18 protein-coding genes are annotated in these 16,589 nt (G+C 60.9%); 7 read left to right on the top strand and 11 right to left on the bottom strand.

The genetic code is table 11. The annotated features are described in order from the left end of the window. Positions 1–139 precede the first annotated feature (139 nt). Positions 140–1,024 carry an alpha/beta hydrolase gene (locus tag AC1D2R_RS03740; protein WP_477964899.1) on the bottom strand — a complete coding sequence of 295 codons (885 nt, stop codon included), beginning with the start codon at positions 1,022–1,024 and terminating at the stop codon, positions 140–142. Between the two features lie 218 nt (positions 1,025–1,242). Between AC1D2R_RS03740 and parE the strand changes: the two genes are divergently transcribed. Next, entirely contained in the window at positions 1,243–3,345 is a 2,103-nt protein-coding gene (parE, locus tag AC1D2R_RS03735; RefSeq protein ID WP_477964897.1) for a DNA topoisomerase IV subunit B, read from the top strand. Positions 3,346–3,348: 3 nt separating this feature from the next. Here parE and AC1D2R_RS03730 read toward each other — a convergent pair whose 3' ends face one another. Continuing rightward, complete coding sequence (locus tag AC1D2R_RS03730; RefSeq protein ID WP_477964895.1) at positions 3,349–3,804, bottom strand: OsmC family protein; 456 nt, start codon at positions 3,802–3,804, stop codon at positions 3,349–3,351. A gap of 2 nt (positions 3,805–3,806) precedes the next feature. Next, on the bottom strand, positions 3,807–4,436 hold the full coding sequence (locus AC1D2R_RS03725) for a GntR family transcriptional regulator (RefSeq protein WP_477964893.1): 630 nt from the start codon (positions 4,434–4,436) through the stop codon (positions 3,807–3,809). 193 nt (positions 4,437–4,629) lie between these two features. On the opposite strand from AC1D2R_RS03725, the gene AC1D2R_RS03720 reads away from it, so the two are divergent. Next, entirely contained in the window at positions 4,630–5,820 is a 1,191-nt protein-coding gene (locus AC1D2R_RS03720; protein ID WP_477964891.1) for an AI-2E family transporter, read from the top strand. Here AC1D2R_RS03720 and AC1D2R_RS03715 read toward each other — a convergent pair whose 3' ends face one another. After that, complete coding sequence (locus tag AC1D2R_RS03715; protein WP_477964889.1) at positions 5,821–6,282, bottom strand: GNAT family N-acetyltransferase; 462 nt, start codon at positions 6,280–6,282, stop codon at positions 5,821–5,823. A 122-nt stretch (positions 6,283–6,404) separates the two neighbouring features. Here AC1D2R_RS03715 and AC1D2R_RS03710 point away from each other — a divergent pair, with 122 nt between their 5' ends. Then, on the top strand, positions 6,405–6,812 hold the full coding sequence (locus tag AC1D2R_RS03710; RefSeq protein ID WP_477964887.1) for a hypothetical protein: 408 nt from the start codon (positions 6,405–6,407) through the stop codon (positions 6,810–6,812). Here the strand turns inward: AC1D2R_RS03710 and AC1D2R_RS03705 are convergent. The 3 genes from AC1D2R_RS03705 to AC1D2R_RS03695 all read right to left on the bottom strand — a co-directional run bounded on the left by AC1D2R_RS03705 (position 6,809) and on the right by AC1D2R_RS03695 (position 9,249). Further along, the gene (locus AC1D2R_RS03705; protein ID WP_477964885.1) at positions 6,809–7,948 is read right to left on the bottom strand and encodes a DUF2336 domain-containing protein; all 1,140 of its coding nucleotides are present in this window, start codon (positions 7,946–7,948) and stop codon (positions 6,809–6,811) included. The two genes, AC1D2R_RS03710 and AC1D2R_RS03705, sit on opposite strands and share 4 nt — an antisense overlap. A 114-nt stretch (positions 7,949–8,062) precedes the next feature. Continuing rightward, positions 8,063–8,665 (bottom strand): flavin reductase family protein, encoded by a 603-nt coding sequence (locus tag AC1D2R_RS03700; RefSeq protein ID WP_477964883.1) that lies wholly within the window; start codon positions 8,663–8,665, stop codon positions 8,063–8,065. After that, positions 8,665–9,249, bottom strand: coding sequence for a nitroreductase family protein (locus tag AC1D2R_RS03695; RefSeq protein ID WP_477964881.1), 585 nt, complete (start codon positions 9,247–9,249; stop codon positions 8,665–8,667). The genes AC1D2R_RS03700 and AC1D2R_RS03695 overlap by 1 nt, the downstream gene beginning before the upstream one ends. Before the next feature lie 112 nt (positions 9,250–9,361). Between AC1D2R_RS03695 and AC1D2R_RS03690 the strand changes: the two genes are divergently transcribed. Then, positions 9,362–10,462 carry a hypothetical protein gene (locus AC1D2R_RS03690; protein WP_477964879.1) on the top strand — a complete coding sequence of 367 codons (1,101 nt, stop codon included), beginning with the start codon at positions 9,362–9,364 and terminating at the stop codon, positions 10,460–10,462. Positions 10,463–10,594: 132 nt separating this feature from the next. Here AC1D2R_RS03690 and thrS read toward each other — a convergent pair whose 3' ends face one another. The 4 genes from thrS to AC1D2R_RS03670 all read right to left on the bottom strand — a co-directional run bounded on the left by thrS (position 10,595) and on the right by AC1D2R_RS03670 (position 14,098). Beyond that, entirely contained in the window at positions 10,595–12,583 is a 1,989-nt protein-coding gene (gene thrS / locus AC1D2R_RS03685; protein ID WP_477964877.1) for a threonine--tRNA ligase, read from the bottom strand. 122 nt (positions 12,584–12,705) lie between these two features. Beyond that, positions 12,706–13,173 carry a DUF1697 domain-containing protein gene (locus AC1D2R_RS03680; RefSeq protein ID WP_477965387.1) on the bottom strand — a complete coding sequence of 156 codons (468 nt, stop codon included), beginning with the start codon at positions 13,171–13,173 and terminating at the stop codon, positions 12,706–12,708. Between the two features lie 64 nt (positions 13,174–13,237). After that, positions 13,238–13,639, bottom strand: coding sequence for a membrane protein insertion efficiency factor YidD (yidD, locus tag AC1D2R_RS03675; RefSeq protein ID WP_477964875.1), 402 nt, complete (start codon positions 13,637–13,639; stop codon positions 13,238–13,240). A gap of 12 nt (positions 13,640–13,651) precedes the next feature. Further along, positions 13,652–14,098: an iron-sulfur cluster assembly scaffold protein gene (locus tag AC1D2R_RS03670; protein ID WP_477964873.1), complete on the bottom strand. Its 447-nt coding sequence runs from the start codon at positions 14,096–14,098 to the stop codon at positions 13,652–13,654. Between the two features lie 304 nt (positions 14,099–14,402). On the opposite strand from AC1D2R_RS03670, the gene folE reads away from it, so the two are divergent. From folE to AC1D2R_RS03655, 3 genes are all read left to right on the top strand, one after another. Beyond that, positions 14,403–15,017: a GTP cyclohydrolase I FolE gene (folE, locus tag AC1D2R_RS03665; RefSeq protein WP_113000491.1), complete on the top strand. Its 615-nt coding sequence runs from the start codon at positions 14,403–14,405 to the stop codon at positions 15,015–15,017. Positions 15,018–15,045: 28 nt separating this feature from the next. Further along, on the top strand, positions 15,046–15,507 hold the full coding sequence (gene hisI / locus AC1D2R_RS03660) for a phosphoribosyl-AMP cyclohydrolase (protein WP_477964871.1): 462 nt from the start codon (positions 15,046–15,048) through the stop codon (positions 15,505–15,507). A 104-nt stretch (positions 15,508–15,611) separates the two neighbouring features. Further along, a complete protein-coding gene (locus tag AC1D2R_RS03655) occupies positions 15,612–16,580 on the top strand; it encodes a patatin-like phospholipase family protein (protein ID WP_477964869.1) in 969 nt (322 codons plus the stop codon). Positions 16,581–16,589: the final 9 nt, after the last annotated feature.

The raw sequence follows: 16,589 nt of genomic DNA, 5'->3' as shown, positions 1-16,589 counted from the left end.
GCCCACGGGAATGAAAAGGTTTTGGACCCTTACGTAAGGGAAATAAGGGCGATTTGCCGCGCAAATGCTTAAAATTGCGGTGCGGCATTGCCTAAAGTCTGGTCGCCCGGGGAAAAAAACACCCCTGCCCCCGTCTGGTTCAGGACGCAACCAGCCAGTTCAGAGCCCGACGCCAGTCGATCATGCGGATCGGGGTTCCGTGATTGCCGGCCTGGTAAAGAGTGAAACGTGCAGGATAGCCGGTCTTGTGAAGCTTCTCGTACATCGTCAGCTGGGCGGCCGCCGCATAGACTGGGTCACGGCTGCCGTGGACGAACCACAGCGGCAACCTCGCCTTGTAGAAGGCGCTCAGGATGAAATCTGGATCGCTGACGCCGCTCATGATCACCATGCCCTTCAGTCGCTCGACACTGCGTCGGTCGCGGCTGACGCCCCAGCAGACCTGACTGCCCATCGAGGCGCATGCCAGTATCACCGGCTTGCCGGGGGATTGCTGGCTGGAGTAGCGGATCAGACCGGCGATCGCAGCGACACCTTCGCTGTCGAACGTCTTGACTGTCGGCGAGTAGTAGACCCCGCCATTGCCGGCAACCAGGTTCTTCAGCCGGTTGAAATTACCGCCGAAGGTGTAGTCGTTGGCGCCGAGGCGCCGGTCGCCGTTTCGCCCGTGGATGAAGATAACCGTGAAAGCCGCTCCCGCAGCCTGTCCCACCCTGGTGACATCGAGCCTGTAGCCGTCGAGCGAGAGGGTTTCGTCCGCCTGGACTTTGCGCACGCCGAGCGACACGAATTTCTGCTGGGCGCGTTTTTCGGGGATCTGGTCGCGGCCGTTGATATCGCGCATCTCGTCGTATTCGATGACATCGAGAGCGCCGTCGTCACCGGTCTGAAGAACCTTCTGTGTGGAAAACAGATCGTCCTTGTAGGGCGGCAGAAGGTCGGCCGTCCGGCCTTCGGCGGTCGCCACCATGAAAAAGGCCGCAATTGCGGCGATAGTGGTGCAATGACTTGTGGACATTCGCATGTGCGTGGTTCCCTGGGGCCTATGGCCGCTTGCCATTCCGCCCCCTTCAACGCAAACCATTTCCTGAGAAAGTCCGCCGAATGAGGCGGCGTCGCGTATCGAGGTACTTTCTGGCACAATCTGCCTGATTCGCAAACGTGACATCAAATGCGGTGATTTTGGGTCAGGCCCAGGCGTAAGCAGCTTGCCCATGACAGGATAAAGATCTGAACGGCCCCATGGACGATAGCAACGACCTCTTTTCCGGATTACCCCTGACAGCAAAGCAGGAGGATGCCCCGAAGGCGACGGAGCCGGCTGCAAAGCCGGCATCGGAGGCACCGCCGCCGGATCCCGCCCATGGTTCTGCTCCCGCGGCGATGTCACGCCCGGCACCGGCGAGTTCGACTTCCGAGGACTACGGAGCCTCCTCCATTCGCGTTCTGGAAGGCCTCGAGCCGGTGCGCATGCGTCCCGGCATGTATATCGGCGGCACCGACGAGAAGGCACTGCACCACCTGTTTGCCGAAGTCATCGACAACTCGATGGACGAAGCGGTCGCCGGCCACGCCAATTTTATCGAGGTCTATCTCGATCTCGAAGGCTACCTGACGGTCAGCGACAACGGCCGCGGCATCCCGGTCGAGAACCATCCGCAGGTTCCCGGAAAGTCGACGCTCGAAGTCATCATGACCAAGCTGCATGCCGGCGGCAAGTTTGACGGCAAAGCCTACGAAACTTCCGGCGGCCTGCACGGCGTGGGCATCTCGGTCGTCAATGCGCTCTCTGACGTGCTGGAAGTCGAGGTTGCGCGCAACCGCAAGCTCTATCGGCAGCGCTTCTCCCGCGGCCTGCCGCTGGGCGGACTGGAAGAACTGGGCGACGTCCATAACCGGCGCGGCACGCGCACCCGCTTCCACCCCGATCCGCAGATCTTCGGCGACCATGCCAAGTTCGATGCGGGCCGCGTGTTCCGCATGGCGCGCTCGAAGGCTTACCTCTTCGGCGGCGTCGAGATCCGCTGGAGCTGCGAGGAAGGCGTTCTCCCCCCCGGCTCCGACATTCCCGACAAGGCCGTCTTCCACTTTCCGGGCGGCCTGAAGGATTATCTGCAGGCGACGATGGGCAAGGAATTCACCGTCACCCGCGAAATCTTCGCAGGCAAGACGGAAAAGACCAGTGGCCACGGTTCGCTCGAATGGGCGATCACCTGGTATGGCGGCGATCCGCAGGTCCATTCCTATTGCAACACCATTCCGACGCCCGAAGGTGGCACCCACGAAGCGGGCCTGCGCATCGCGCTGACCAAGGGCCTCAAAAACTACGCCGAGCTGACGCAGAACAAACGCGCGGCTCAGATCAGTACCGACGATGTGATGATCTCCGCCGTCGGCATGCTCTCGGTCTTCATCCGCGAGCCCGAGTTCGTCGGCCAGACCAAGGACAGACTGGCAACGGTTGAAGCCCAGCGCATCGTCGAAAACGCGTTGCGCGACCCTTTCGACCACTACCTTGCGGACAATCCCAACGAAGCGGCGAAGCTACTCGACTGGGTTATCGAGCGCGCCGAAGAGCGCTTGCGCCGCCGCAAGGAAAAGGAAGTCAACCGCAAGACCGCTGTGCGCAAGCTGCGCCTGCCGGGCAAGCTTGCCGACTGCTCGCAGAACACTGCACAAGGCGCCGAACTCTTCATCGTCGAAGGCGACTCGGCAGGCGGATCGGCCAAGCAGGCGCGCAATCGTGCCAACCAGGCCATTCTTCCGCTGCGCGGCAAGATCCTCAACGTCGCCAGCGCCGGCCGCGAAAAGCTCGGCGCCAATCAGCAGCTTGCCGATCTCATCCAGGCACTCGGCTGCGGCACACGTTCGAAGTATCGTGAGGAAGACCTTCGCTACGAGCGTGTCATCGTCATGACCGATGCCGACGTCGACGGCGCCCACATCGCCTCGCTACTCATCACCTTCTTCTACCAGGAGATGCCCGAGCTCGTGCGCGGGGGGCACCTATTCCTTGCCGTGCCGCCGCTCTACAAGATCACGCAGGGCGCCAAATCCGCCTACGCGCGTGACGACGTTCATCGGCAAGAGCTGATGGAGACGGAATTCAAGAGCAAAACCAAGGTCGAGATCAGCCGCTTCAAAGGCCTCGGTGAAATGCTGCCCGCGCAGCTCAAGGAAACCACGATGGATCCGCGCAAGCGCACACTCCTGCGCGTGCTGATCGACGAGGTGGATTTCGAGGGCACGCGCACGGCGGTCGACGACCTCATGGGTACGAAGCCTGAAGCCCGCTTCCGGTTCATCCAGGATCGCGCCGCCTTTGCCGAGAATCTCGATATCTGACGATCAGCCGAGCCGAACTTCGATTACGGTTTTCACAGAATTGGCGAGGAAGCAGAGTTCGTGCGCCTGATTGTGCATCTGCTCCTCGGCCTTCCTGGTGGGTGCCTCGCCTGAATAGACAACACGGGGCTTCAGCTCGACGCGGCTTACCAGGGTCTTGCCATCGACCGTCTCCATGACGCCCATCGCGTCGTCGACGTAACTTTCGATACCGATACGCTTCTTCGACGCGATCCAGAGATAGAACAGCATGTGGCAGCTCGACAGCGCGGCAACGTAGGCTTCCTCCGGGTCGACGTTTTCGGCCACCGCAAAAGGTAGCGCCACGTTATGCGGCGAGGCGGAGGCCGGAATGGTCAGTCCGCCGTCGAACGTCCAGCTATGGCCGCGGCTGTAGCGCCCGTCGGTGAAGCTGCCCTCAGCGCGCTCCCATGCGACCTGTGCGGAAAACGTCGTCATTGTCATTCTCCGTAGGTCATTTCATGGCGCGTCAGGCGCGCCGTGGTCAGCTGAAGATGGTGCGACAGTGCGCGTAGAGCCGCCTCCGTATCGCGTCGCGCGCAGGCATCGATGATGGCGCCGTGCTCGGCATGAAGGATGACCCGCTCGTCGGAGCCTTTCGGCTGTCGCGCATAGGCGCGGCGCGACTCGCGGCGCAGGTCCTCTATCATGCCTAGAAGCCGGGCATTGCCGCATCGTCCGTAGAGTACGCGGTGAAAGCCGATATCGAGCTCTTCCAGTGTCAGTGGATCGTCTTCCTCGACAAGATCCTCGTTCAAGCGTCGCGCCTTGCGCAAATCGCTGTCCGTCAATGCTGCCAGCGACGCGCGCAGCGCTGTCCGCTCGAGCGATGCTCGTATCTCCGCAAGTTCGCGCGCCTGTCCCTCGCTCAACCCCGCGACGGCAAGGCTTCGGTCGGGACGCCGATCAAGCAGCCCAGAGGCCAGCAACCTGTCTAGCGCCTGGCGTACAGGTTGGCGGCTGACGCCGAAGCGCTCCGCAAGCAGTTCCTGCTTGAGAACGGCACCCGGCGGCAGCGTCCCGCCCTCGATTTCATGCCGAAGCACAAAAGCGATGTCATTTGTATCCATGGATCCAAACTAGTCGCAAAAATCTGATTAAGCAACAATGTAGAAGGGTTTTTGTCATATTGATTGCGGAAAGCGGGGTTATCGAGCGTAGTGTCTCGCAGCCGGCAGGTCCTAGTATAAATCAGCCTAGACGCTTGCACCCGCGAGATGCATGGCCCATATCCTTAGACAATAAAAAGGGGAAAAAAACGACGTGAGCCTTCCGCACAACAACGCCCAGAGAGAGTCGCGATGGCTCGGTCCATCCACTCCTGCGCGCACGCCCTTGATCCCGTCGATCTCGGCTGCACGGTGGCTCCTGATCCTTGTCGTCGCGGCCGGCGTCTATTTCTTCTACGGCTTCGCCGTACCGGTGCTTGCGGCACTCGTGATCGGCTTCGCCAGCTGGCCGCTCTACCGGCAGCTCCTCAATCGCGTCGGCGGCAATACGACGATCGCGGCGACGATCGCGATCGTGCTGATCGTCACGTTTCTCATCATCCCGATTGTGCTCGCGGTGAGCTACACCACGGGAGAAGTGCGCGATTGGGTCGCCTGGCTCATCCACGCCAACCGATTCGGCGCGCCGACGCCGCAATGGATCGTCGCCTTGCCCTTGGCCGGTCCGTACCTCGACGAACTCTGGAGCAAGTATATCGGCAGCCCCGGCACAATGGGCGAGTTCATTCAAGCGATCAGCGGCGCCAATATCGGCAGCATCTATCGTGCTCTTCTGGCGGCGGGCGGGGGAGCCTTCCATCTGCTGCTGACGCTGCTGTTCATGCTGATCGCACTTTTCTTCGTCTATCGCGACGGTGCGTCCTTCTCCGGCCAGATCGACATGCTCGGCGAGCGCATTCTGCCCAACCGCTGGGAGCGGATTTCTCGAGTCGTGCCGGCAACGATCAGCTCGACGGTTATGGGCATGACGTTGATCGCGATCGGCGAGGGTATCGTACTTGGCGTCGCCTACTGGATCGCGGGCGTGCCTTCGCCCGTAACGCTTGGCGTGCTGACGGGCATCATGGCGCTGATACCGGGCGGCGCGCCGCTGTCGTTCACGCTCGTCTCCGTCTACCTGCTTGCCAGCGGCTCCCACGTGGCAGGTATCAGTCTGTTCATATGGGGAACGGTCGAGCTGTTCATCGTCGACAAGACGCTGCGTCCGAAACTTGTCGGCGGTCCGATCAAGCTCCCCTTCCTGCCCACGTTCTTCGGTCTGATCGGCGGCGTTAAAACCATGGGTTTCCTCGGGCTGTTCATCGGCCCGGTGCTCATGGCCCTGCTTGTCGCCATCTGGCGCGAGTGGATGCACGAGGTGCGCCACGCGGAGAAAGGCGAGATCGGCCCGCAAGTCATGATCGACGAGCAGGCTCCGCCAACCCAGCGCGCGGCGGAAGGCTGATCAACTCATCCGCTTTTCCATAAACATGCTGAGCGGATCGGGCAGATAGCTGCCGAACGGCTCGATTTCGACATAGCCATACTTGCGATAGAGGCCGATTGCCTCGGGCTGGTAGATGCCGGTCTCCAACTGGACGGCAACCAGCTTCTTGTCCAACGCGCGCGCTTCAAGCGCAGTCATCAGCTTGCTCGCGACGTTCAGGCCCCGTGCCTGCGGATCGACGAACATCCGTTTGATCTCGGCCGTGCCGTCTCCTGCCTCAACCAGCGCGCAGCAGCCGACAATAACTTCGCCATCATTTCGCGCGACGAAGAAGCTCACGCCGGGTTTCTCAAGGGTCGAAAGATCGACGAGGTGGTTACTTTCTGGCGGATAGAGCGACTGCGCATAGGCATCAGACAAGTCGAGCAGGCGAATGACGCCTTCCTGGCGCGGCGTTTCCAGCGCAATTGAGACAGACAAGGCGTTTTCCTGCAGCGTTCGAAAAAACCCACGCCCGCATGAGCCAAGTTCATGCAGACAGCCTTCTTTCGGTTGAAATTGCGTTCTCTAAGAGGGCAATTCAATATTGCAAAGGCAAGAATATGCAAGCGGTGCTTATCGCCATGACCATTCTCGGATGCAACGACTCGGTCACGCAGTGCAACTACGTCGCCACAGTCGACAAGCACTGGGACAGTGTCGCGATGTGCAACGCCGAGTCCGAAAAACAACTGAGGCCCTATACGAGCATCAGCTACCCGACGGTGATCGCCGTCTGCGAGCCGCCAAAGCTCGCCTCTGCTCCGGAGCAGCCGAAAATCGCAGCGTCCGTTCCGGCGACTCCCGTTCAAACGGAAGCGGAGGGTGGCGTTTCGGGTGTTGCCGATCGGATGGCCGCACGGGTGCGTGAACATCTGCCATCAGGAAACGCAATGAAGTCGGCGCTCGCAACGCCGGTCCATTTCGTATCCGGAAGCTACTCCTGGGTCGTCAAGCGTCTCGGCCACTAGGCCGCAGCGAGCGAGGTCGTCTGCGCATAGCCCCGCGCGGACTGGCGCTGTTCGGCGACATGGAGCTTCTCGACCATCTCGAGAAGCTCCTGAACCGCAGCATGGGCGCTATCGCGGTGGCGGAAAGTGTCGAGAAGACGGCCGCAGACATTGGCGAGCACCGTCCCGGATGTCTTTCTCGACGCCTCGCGCCAGAGGAGCGTCGCCTCGACGAAGACAACGCTGATCTCGCGGGCAAGGCCGGCGGATTCGTAGAGCGCGCGCACGGCGTGCGTGCGTCCTGTCGCCAAGATCGAGCGGACACGACGTTCGTCGCAACCGGTGAGATTGACGACGGCACCGGCGAAGAACTCCACCTTGCCGGAGCAAAGCGTATGCATCAGGAACGATGGTGTCAGCCGGCCACTGATGCGGAGATGCTCTACCAAGTCGGAAACCTCCCTCGGCGCAATCTCTCCCGCAATCGAGACGATCGCAGCCTCAGTCGCTTCGCGTGCAATGCGCTGCAGGCGACCTGTGCCGATCGCAGCTTGCGCCAGAGGCAGATTGATCAGGGCGTTGCTCACGTGCTGTGTCAGCAGCTGGCGCGCGTCGGCAGGCAGATCGTGACGGTCGAGCAACAGGTTGCGAATATCGCAGCAGCAGCCGAGCCGTTCCGCAACGCGCTTTAGCGAGCATGGAGCGATGGCCGCTCCCTCGTTTTCCAGAAGGCAAAGAACTTCTTCTTCCTCGCCTATTTCCGCCAACGCAGCCGAGACAGGGCGCGAGATTGCAGCGCGCGCAGCAATCAGCATGCGCGTCAGCGAGCTACCGCGGGCGGCCAGATCGACCAGATCGGCGTCCGACAGAAGCGGTGAACAGGTCACGGCGTGGCAGGCAATTTCAGGCTGGTCTCCAGCCAACGAGAGCATGATGGCGCGCGGCGCATCCGGAGACCAGGCGATTGCCTCGGCAAGAGCCAGACGAACTTTTGGCGACGGATCATCGAGCAGAAAGGTCATCGCCATCTCGGCGGCCTTGCGTTCGTCGAGAGACATTTCCGACTGCAGATAGGCTCGGCCGAGGGCATTTGCCGCCCGCGCCCGATCCCCGGCCTTGGCGGTCTCCACCCAACGAAGAAATGCTTCTACGATCACCGCCAACCCCAATGCTCGAGCGCGACTCCATCGCACTCCAATCGTTGAAGATTACGGTAGCGGCAAAAAGTTTATGATTGGTTCACCATGTTCATTAACTCCCGAGGCGGGAAATCAAACCTGCGGCCTGAACACTTCGAAGACCGCGCTGCTGTCGCTGTAGTCCATGTAGCCCAGGCGTGCCACGGGCCGCGCAAGCGCCATGTCCAGACGACCGTTGTGAACGATCGCCTCGTCGATATGGATGCCGACGACCTCGCCGAAAACCATAACATTCTCGGAGGGCTCTCCAGAGAGCGATTTCGGCTCCAGAATATCGGTGACCTTGCATTCCAGCACGGCGAAGGCTTCAGCGACGTAGGGCGCGGCCACGAGCTCCCCACTCTTCGCCGTCAGGCCGGACAACGCGAATTCGTCAACGCCGTAGGGCACAGCCGCCGAAGAGATATTCATCTGCTCCACAAGGTTCCGGCTGACGAAATTGCAGGTGAACTCGCCGGTTTCGGCCGCATTGCGCTGGCTGTGCTTGCGCCCGCTGGAGGAAAACATCACCAGCTTGGGCCGATCGGAGACGGCGTTGAAGAACGAGTACGGCGCAAGGTTAAGCGAACCGTCGCTTCCCCTGCTGCCGATCCAGCCGATCGGGCGTGGCGAGACAATCGCCTTGAAGGGGTCGTGCGCCAGGCCATGCCGGTTTGTATCGGTGGTGTAGAACATCAGTCGTCTCCACCGACCCAGCTGACGGTCTGAGTCAGCTCCGGACGTGGACGCTCGACGGCAGGCACGGCAGTCGAGCCGATGTGAATGAACCCGGCAACTTTTTCCTCCGGCTGGACACCGAGTACTGGATAGGCGCGCTCGTCGTAGGCGAACCACTCCGTGAGCCAATTGGCGACCCAGCCATGGGCATTCGCCGCGAAGATGATGTTGAGGCAGACAGCACCGGCGGACATGAGCTGCTCCCACTCGGGGATCTTGATGTGCGGTCCGGCCTTGCTGACAACGGCGACAACGACGGGCGCACGCGTGAAGCGGGTGCGCTCCACCTGAACCATGTCATCGGAGAGCTCCGGCTTTGCCGCGAGCGCGAGTTTCAAAAGCTCCTCGCTGATACGGGCGCGTTCTTCTCCTCGATAGACGATGAAGCGCCAGGGCGCAAGTTTCCCGTGGTCGGGCACGCGGGAGGCAAGGCGCAGAATTTCTTCAATTTCAACCTTTTCGGGACCCGGCTCGGACATCTGAAAGGCGGGGATGGAGCGGCGCACGCCGAGGTAGTCGATCAGCTTGATATCGGATCTCATAGGGAAGAATCTTTCATTTTCGCCGCAGTGTGGGGGATGGGTCTTGAATTTGCCATCGCGTTGGTCTTGAAGTGGCCTCTGTGATTTCAGATGTCAATTGGTTCACAAATACATGCCCGGCATTTTGCCTTTCGCGCGCTTGAGTCTTGCCGTGGTGTTGGTCACCGTGATGCCCCTGGGCGCCGGAGCACAGGACGCCTTCAACGATTTCAACCAGCTCGACACCACGGCAAAGATGCCGAAACTCAACGCCTTCATCGCGCCGGGAACCGCGCCTGAAGGCTCGAAGCTGCACGCGGTCTCGCTGGAGGCGAAGCTCACCGCAAATGGCGACGCCGTTCAGGACGGGCTGTCCTGGTACGTGTTCAGCCCGATTGCAGGAAACGACGGCAAGCTGCCGCTGATTGCCAGTTCTCAGGGCGGCTCGGCTGACTTCCAGCTCGCCGCCGGCGACTATTTCGTCAACGTTTCCTTCGGCCGCGCAGGCGTTACCCGCAAGCTGACAGTTCCCGAGAGCGGTCAGGTCGACAAGCAGACGATGGTGTTGGAAGCCGGCGGCCTCCTGCTCAACGCCGTCTCAGGCTCCGACGTCCGAATTCGCCCCGACCAGCTCAGCTTCTCCATCTACTCGGCCGACGTGCGCGACGATGGCGAGCGCGGACTGGTGATGGCCGACGTGCCGCCCAACACGGTGGTCCGGTTGAACGCGGGCACCTACCACGTCGTGTCGGAGTACGGCGAAACCAATGCCTCCGTCCGGGCCGATATTCAGGTCGAGGCCGGGAAGCTGACCGAAGCGACGATCCAGCATAAGGCTGCGCAGATCACCTTCAAGCTCGTTTCCGAACAAGGCGGCGAAGCGATTGCCGATACGGCGTGGTCGATCCTGACGGCGGCGGGCGACAGTGTCGGCGAAAGCGTGAGCGCATTCCCGACGATGGTGCTTGCCGAAGGCGAATACTCCGCGGTCGCCCGCAACAAGGACAAGATCTACCAGCGCGACTTCAAGGTCGAGGCAGGCAAGAATACCGACGTCGAGGTTCTGATGAAGGACGCGCAGCCGGAGCAGCCAACGGCCGCGGCGGCGACGATACAGCAGATTCCGCCAGAGCAGCAGGGCCAAGCCCAGGCTGGCCAACCGCAGCAGCAGGCACCCCTTCCCTCCTATGATCAACTCCAAGGCGGTACGCCGAACAGCGAAGACTCCGACTGAGGAAGGGACGCGCGGCCAGGCCGCCCGTGCTGTCCCAACCCCTCAGCATCAGCCTTGCAGTCGTGGTCATCAATAGGAAACGCCCGGCCGCTAGGACCGGGCGCTTTTGTTTCTGGCATATGACGTGCTGCCTCAGGCAGCCTTCGCCCTGCGCGCCTCGGCCTTGCGGCGCAAGTCCGGCGGCGTTGCTTCGAGCGACATGCTCGCAATCGCCTCGTCGAGCGACATCGAGGTCTGTTCCTGGCTGCCAAGACGACGGATATTGACCGTGCGCTCCTCAGCTTCCTTCTTGCCGCAGACGATGATCACCGGAACCTTCGTGACCGAATGTTCGCGGACCTTGTAGTTGATCTTCTCGTTTCGGAAGTCGGTCTCGACGTTGAGGCCGGCGTCGCGCAGCACTTCAGCAACTTCGGCGCCATAGCCGTCGGCTTCCGAGGTGATCGTTGCGACGACGATCTGCTGCGGGGAAACCCAGAGCGGCAAATGCCCGGCGAAGTTCTCGATCAGGATGCCGAGGAATCGTTCCATCGAGCCGCAGATGGCACGGTGGATCATGACAGGCTGCGTCTTTTCGGAATTGCTGTCGATGTAGAAGGCACCGAAGCGTTCCGGCAGGTTGAAATCGACCTGCGTGGTGCCGCACTGCCAGTCGCGGCCGATCGCATCCTTCAGCGTATATTCGAACTTCGGCCCATAGAACGCGCCTTCGCCCGGAAGGATGCCGGTCTTGATGCGTCCGCCGGACTGCGCCTCGATCTGCGTCAACACGTCCATCATCACGCTTTCGGCGCGATCCCAGAGGACGTCGGAGCCGACGCGCTTGTCGGGACGGGTCGAAAGCTTGACGACAATCTCCTTGAAACCGAAATCTTCGTAGACCGAGAGGATGAGGTCGTTGATCTTCAGGCATTCGGCGGCCATCTGCTCGTCGGTGCAGAAGATATGCGCGTCGTCCTGCGTGAAGCCGCGCACGCGCATCAGTCCGTGCAGAGCCCCCGACGGCTCATAGCGGTGGACTGTGCCGAATTCGGCAAGGCGAATCGGCAGCTCGCGATAGGACTTCAGGCCGTGCTTGAAGATCTGCACGTGACCGGGGCAGTTCATCGGCTTCAGCGCGAAGACCCGGTCGTCATCGGTGTCGTCGCCGGCGACCGTGACCTTGAACATGTTGTCGCGGTACCAGCCCCAGTGGCCGGAGGTCTCCCAGAGCGACTTGTCGAGCACCTGCGGCGCGTTGACTTCCTGGTAGTCGCCGGCGAGGCGGCGACGCATGTAGGATGTCAGCGTCTGGAACATGCGCCAACCCTTTCCGTGCCAGAAGACGACGCCTGGGCCCTCTTCCTGGAAATGGAACAGGTCCATTTCGCGGCCGAGTCGGCGGTGGTCGCGCTTCTCGGCTTCGGCGAGGATGTGCAGGTAGCTGTCGAGGTCTGCCTGTTCGGCGAAAGCGGTGCCGTAGATACGGGTCAGCATCGGGTTGTTGCTGTCGCCACGCCAGTAGGCACCGGCAACCTTCATCAGCTTGAAGGCCGTGCCGATCTGGCCAGTCGAGGCCATGTGCGGACCGCGGCAAAGGTCGAACCAGTCGCCCTGATAGTAGATCTTCAGATCCTGGCCATCCGGGATCGCATCGACGAGCTCGACCTTGTACTGCTCGCCCTTGGCTGCAAAGACTTCCTTCGCTTTCTCGCGCGACCATACCTGCTTGGTGAACGGCGTGTTGCGGGCGATGATTTCCTTCATCTTCTTTTCGATCTTGGGAAGATCGTCGGGAGTGAAGGGCTCGTTTTTGGCGAAGTCGTAATAGAATCCGTTCTCGATCACCGGGCCGATCGTGACCTGCGTGCCCGGCCAAAGTTCCTGCACGGCTTCGGCCATCACGTGGGCTGCGTCATGCCGGATAAGCTCCAGCGCGCGGCTGTCCGTGCGAGTGATGATCTCTATCTTTCCTGATGTGACAGGGTCGGCAAGGTCGCGCACGGTGCCGTCGATCGCAATGGCGACGGCCTTCTTGGCGAGCGACTTGGAAATGGACTCAGCGACATCCCTGCCCGTTGCGCCGGCATCGTAGCTGCGCTGGGAACCATCGGGAAATGTCAGGGAAACGGATTGGGACATTTCGAATTCTCCTTGTCCAGTCCCGCCAACGAATGCGGGTGGTTGCATTGAAGCGCTTCGTCCGTACGAATGCGCCGCCGCCTGATAGCCAGATTTGGTGCTCTAGTAAAGAAAAAGACGGCTCAGCCGAGCATTTCTGCAAGCCCGCGAACCGTGTTCCAGTTGCGCAACGTGCCAACGCCCATGCGTTTGGTCGTCAGCGCGGAGAGCAGCTTCCATTCGCTCGGCTTGCCGGCAAAATCGACCCAGAGATCGCCCCGGATTATCGCCAGTCGCTGATTCGGATCGGCGTATTTCCGAAGCGCATCGAGCGCCGCGCTGCCGAGCGGATTTCGCATCACGCGCACGATGACCTGGCTGCCCTCGCCGTCCGGAAACGGGTTGGCCCGGGCAAGATCAAGCCACTCTGCGCCCCTGCGAACGATGATATCCACTGGCTTGCCGAATTTTGCCTTGAAAGCGGCTTCGAGTTTCGCCTCTATTTTCCCGACCGGCGCATAGTGCGCCTCGAAGATTAGGTTGCCCGTCGAGACCAGTGTTCGGGGATTGCGGTATCCAATCCGCTCCGCCATGTCGCGAAAGTCGGCCATGACCACGCGGCGACCGGGCGCCAGAACGATGCTGTGCAGGAGCGCTACGTAGATTGGCACGCCGTCAACCTACCTTGCGCCCAAGCGCAAGGTAGCGCCATGGCGTCCACCAGTGAAAGCGCTCGCCGAGGTGCTCGGGCACAGGATCGAGCCCGCTGGTGCCGCCCGGTCCGCAGCGGCCGACGCGGAACAGCGTCATCCATCCTCCGCCCCAGAGACCGTGACGCGCGATGGCTTCATATCCGTATTCGGAGCAGGTTGGAATGTGCCGGCAGGAATTGCCGACAAAGCCCGAAAGTATCAGCTGATAGGTTCTAATGATGCCCATGCCCAGCAGTCGATCCGGCGTCTTGCGAAAAGGTCCGGAGTAGTTGCGCGACCGCCGGAGAGGATTGTGCCGGGGCGACTCGGCAGCACCGCCCTCGTCGTGTTCGTCGTCGTAGTGTATGGAACAGAATTCGCACATCGCTCGCGCCGCTCAAGCCTCGACGGTTTCGGTACGCCTGGCTTCGATCTGCCCGATGGCATCGACGACGGCGTCGAAGGTCAGCATTGTGGAGGCGTGGCGCGCCTTATAATCCTTGACAGGGCGCAAATAGCGCATGTCTTCGAACCGCCCCTGCGGCCCCTCGCCGTCCGCCTTGAGCATTGCGAGCATATCTTCACGCGCTTTGCGCAATTCGTCCGAGGTGGCGCCGATGACATTACGCGCCATGATCGAGGAGGACGCCTGCCCGAGCGCGCAGGCCTTTACGTCCTGGGCGAAGGCGGTGACCGTATCGCAATCCATCTTGAGCCAGATCCTTACTTTGGAGCCGCAGAGCTTGGAGTGCGCCTGCGCGCTTGCGTCTGCATCCTGCAAAGTGCCGATAAGCGGAATATTGCCGGCAAATTCGAGGATTTTGCTGTTATAGATATCGTCCATCGTAGATTCCGCTCCAGAATATATGCGGATTGGCGTCTCAGCGGCCATTGTAGCACAAACAAAAACACAGCGTGTCGTGCTGGGAGACTTACATAGAGAGGCCGTTATCCTATATGTATGTCGTTCGCAGGCCATAAAAATGCAATGGCCTCGTGTAAGTTTGATTGGGAAACCGTGCCGGAAGGGCCGCAAATCAAGGCCTGAAAGCCCCGGAGCCTGCCAAAGGTGCACAATTCCCGTAAATGGGATTGCCAGCGGCCAGTCCGAGATACGATCCGCGGTGCGGATCAGGAGACAGTTGCATATGGACGCCATCGTAAAGAATTTTCCGCAAACCGCGCTCGATTCCGGCCGCCCGAGCCAGAAGGAAGCGGAAGACGCCGTTCGCACCCTGCTTCGCTGGGCAGGCGACGACCCGTCACGCGAAGGTCTTCTCGACACGCCGGCACGCGTTGCCAAGTCGTATCGCGAACTCTTCGCCGGCTACGACATGGACGCGGAGGATGTTCTCGGCCGCACCTTCGAAGAGGTCGCCGGCTATGACGACATGGTCCTCGTCAGGGATATTCCCTTCTTCTCTCATTGTGAGCACCACATGGTGCCGATCATCGGCAAGGCGCATGTCGCCTACATGCCGGACGGCAAGGTGCTCGGGCTTTCCAAGATTGCCCGCGTCGTCGAAATCTACGGTCGCCGCCTGCAGACACAGGAAACCATGACCGCTCAGATCGCGAGAGCGATCGACGACACGCTGGCGCCACGCGGCGTTGCGGTGCTGATCGAGGCCGAACATATGTGCATGGCAATGCGCGGCGTGCAAAAGCAAGGTTCGACCACATTGACGACAACCTTTACTGGAACGTTTAAAACTGAGCCGGCTGACCAAGCCCGTTTCATGACCATGGTGCGGAGCCGCTGATCCCGGCTTCGCTTAAGAAAGCCGCGATATGCCCTTTGCATTCAATGCACCCTCCGACGACAAATCCGAACTCGAGGATGCCGGCGATTTCACGCCTCGCTTTGACGATCGCGGCCTTATCACCGCGATCGTGACGGATGTGCATGACGGCGAGTTGCTGATGGTGGCGCACATGAACGCACAAGCGCTGGCGCTGACAATCCAGACCAAGAAGGCCCACTATTTCAGTCGCTCGCGTGGCAAGCTCTGGATCAAGGGTGAAACGTCTGGAAACATTCAGACAGTCAAGGAAATCCGCACGGACTGCGACCAGGATGCGATCTGGCTCAAGGTTGAGGTCGCCGGACACGACGCCACCTGTCACACCGGCCGTCGCTCCTGCTTCTACCGAACCATCAATCTCGAAGAGGGGAAGCCGATGCTGGAGATCGCGGATGACGAAATGCAGTTCGATCCGCATGAAGTTTACGGAAAAGATCCAAAAAGCTGAAACTTGTGTCTTTTTGAACCGGCAACAACGGCCATATACCAATTTGAAAGGGAAACGGGACACTAATATCGGCACCTGAGTGTTCCGCCAGGAGGGAGAAAGCCATGTTGACCTGGAGTTTGAACCGTCAAAGCTCCGAGACGGGCATTTCAGACTCTGGTACCCCTTCATCCCCTGACATGAAACCTCTACCTCCTCCCCCCGCACCCAAATTTCCAAAGCTTGCGCTTGCCCTCGGCGGTGGCGCAGCGCGCGGTTGGGCACATATCGGCGTGCTACGCGCGCTGGATGAGGCGGGGATCGAGATCGGCATGGTGGCCGGCACGTCGATCGGCGCGCTGGTCGGCGGCTGCTATCTCGCCGGCAAGCTTGACGAACTTGAGAGCTTTGCCCGTTCGCTGACGATGCGCCGTATCGCCAGCCTCCTCGACCTGACGATCGGCGGCAGCGGCCTGTTCGGCGGCATGCGGCTGACGAAGCGCATGCAGGAGCATCTGGAAGGCTTAAACGTCGAGGATCTCGACCGTCCATTCGTCGCCGTTGCAGCTGAGGTGAACACCGGGCATGAGGTGTGGATCGCAAACGGCTCCCTAATCACGGCGCTGCGCGCATCCTATGCGCTGCCTGGCATCTTCGAGCCGATCCGCAGCAACCACCGTACGCTGGTCGATGGGGCGCTCGTCAACCCGGTTCCGGTCTCGGTCTGCCGCGCCTACGAGCAACCGCTCGTCGTCGCCGTCAATCTCAACTATGATATCTACGGCCGTTCCGCCGTCGTCCGGCACAACGCCAGCCTGACGCCTTCGGAGGTCCAGAAACAGGAACACGCGCCTTACGCAAAGCTCGGAATGACAGGCGTAATGGTGCAGGCGTTCAACATCATCCAGGACAGGATTGCGCGGGCGCGACTTGCCGGCGATCCGCCGGATGTTTCGCTCCAGCCACGCCTCGGCGACATCGGTCTTTCGGAATTTCACCGCGCCGGCGAAGCCATTGAGCGCGGCTACGAGGAAGCCAAGATGAGGCTTCCGGAACTGAAGCGGATGCAGGAGTTGTTCGCCGGCTCCGGCTAACGAGCCGGC

The sequence above is a fragment of the Rhizobium sp. P1_C7 genome, assembly GCF_056406295.1.
Note: the sequence above shows the minus strand (reverse complement) of the source record. Positions and strands in the feature narration are given on the sequence as shown.

What these genes read in the sequence shown, in the direction of transcription:
- AC1D2R_RS03655 (WP_477964869.1), top strand. Translation starts at nt 15,612, where the DNA reads ATGTTGACCTGGAGTTTGAACCGTCAAAGCTCCGAGACGGGCATTTCA.
- yidD (WP_477964875.1), bottom strand. Translation starts at nt 13,639, where the DNA reads ATGTGCGAATTCTGTTCCATACACTACGACGACGAACACGACGAGGGC.
- AC1D2R_RS03725 (WP_477964893.1), bottom strand. Translation starts at nt 4,436, where the DNA reads ATGGATACAAATGACATCGCTTTTGTGCTTCGGCATGAAATCGAGGGC.
- hisI (WP_477964871.1), top strand. Translation starts at nt 15,046, where the DNA reads ATGCCCTTTGCATTCAATGCACCCTCCGACGACAAATCCGAACTCGAG.
- thrS (WP_477964877.1), bottom strand. Translation starts at nt 12,583, where the DNA reads ATGTCCCAATCCGTTTCCCTGACATTTCCCGATGGTTCCCAGCGCAGC.
- AC1D2R_RS03690 (WP_477964879.1), top strand. Translation starts at nt 9,362, where the DNA reads ATGCCCGGCATTTTGCCTTTCGCGCGCTTGAGTCTTGCCGTGGTGTTG.
- AC1D2R_RS03695 (WP_477964881.1), bottom strand. Translation starts at nt 9,249, where the DNA reads ATGAGATCCGATATCAAGCTGATCGACTACCTCGGCGTGCGCCGCTCC.
- parE (WP_477964897.1), top strand. Translation starts at nt 1,243, where the DNA reads ATGGACGATAGCAACGACCTCTTTTCCGGATTACCCCTGACAGCAAAG.
- AC1D2R_RS03700 (WP_477964883.1), bottom strand. Translation starts at nt 8,665, where the DNA reads ATGTTCTACACCACCGATACAAACCGGCATGGCCTGGCGCACGACCCC.
- AC1D2R_RS03730 (WP_477964895.1), bottom strand. Translation starts at nt 3,804, where the DNA reads ATGACGACGTTTTCCGCACAGGTCGCATGGGAGCGCGCTGAGGGCAGC.
- AC1D2R_RS03740 (WP_477964899.1), bottom strand. Translation starts at nt 1,024, where the DNA reads ATGCGAATGTCCACAAGTCATTGCACCACTATCGCCGCAATTGCGGCC.
- AC1D2R_RS03670 (WP_477964873.1), bottom strand. Translation starts at nt 14,098, where the DNA reads ATGGACGATATCTATAACAGCAAAATCCTCGAATTTGCCGGCAATATT.
- folE (WP_113000491.1), top strand. Translation starts at nt 14,403, where the DNA reads ATGGACGCCATCGTAAAGAATTTTCCGCAAACCGCGCTCGATTCCGGC.
- AC1D2R_RS03710 (WP_477964887.1), top strand. Translation starts at nt 6,405, where the DNA reads ATGCAAGCGGTGCTTATCGCCATGACCATTCTCGGATGCAACGACTCG.
- AC1D2R_RS03680 (WP_477965387.1), bottom strand. Translation starts at nt 13,173, where the DNA reads ATGGCCGACTTTCGCGACATGGCGGAGCGGATTGGATACCGCAATCCC.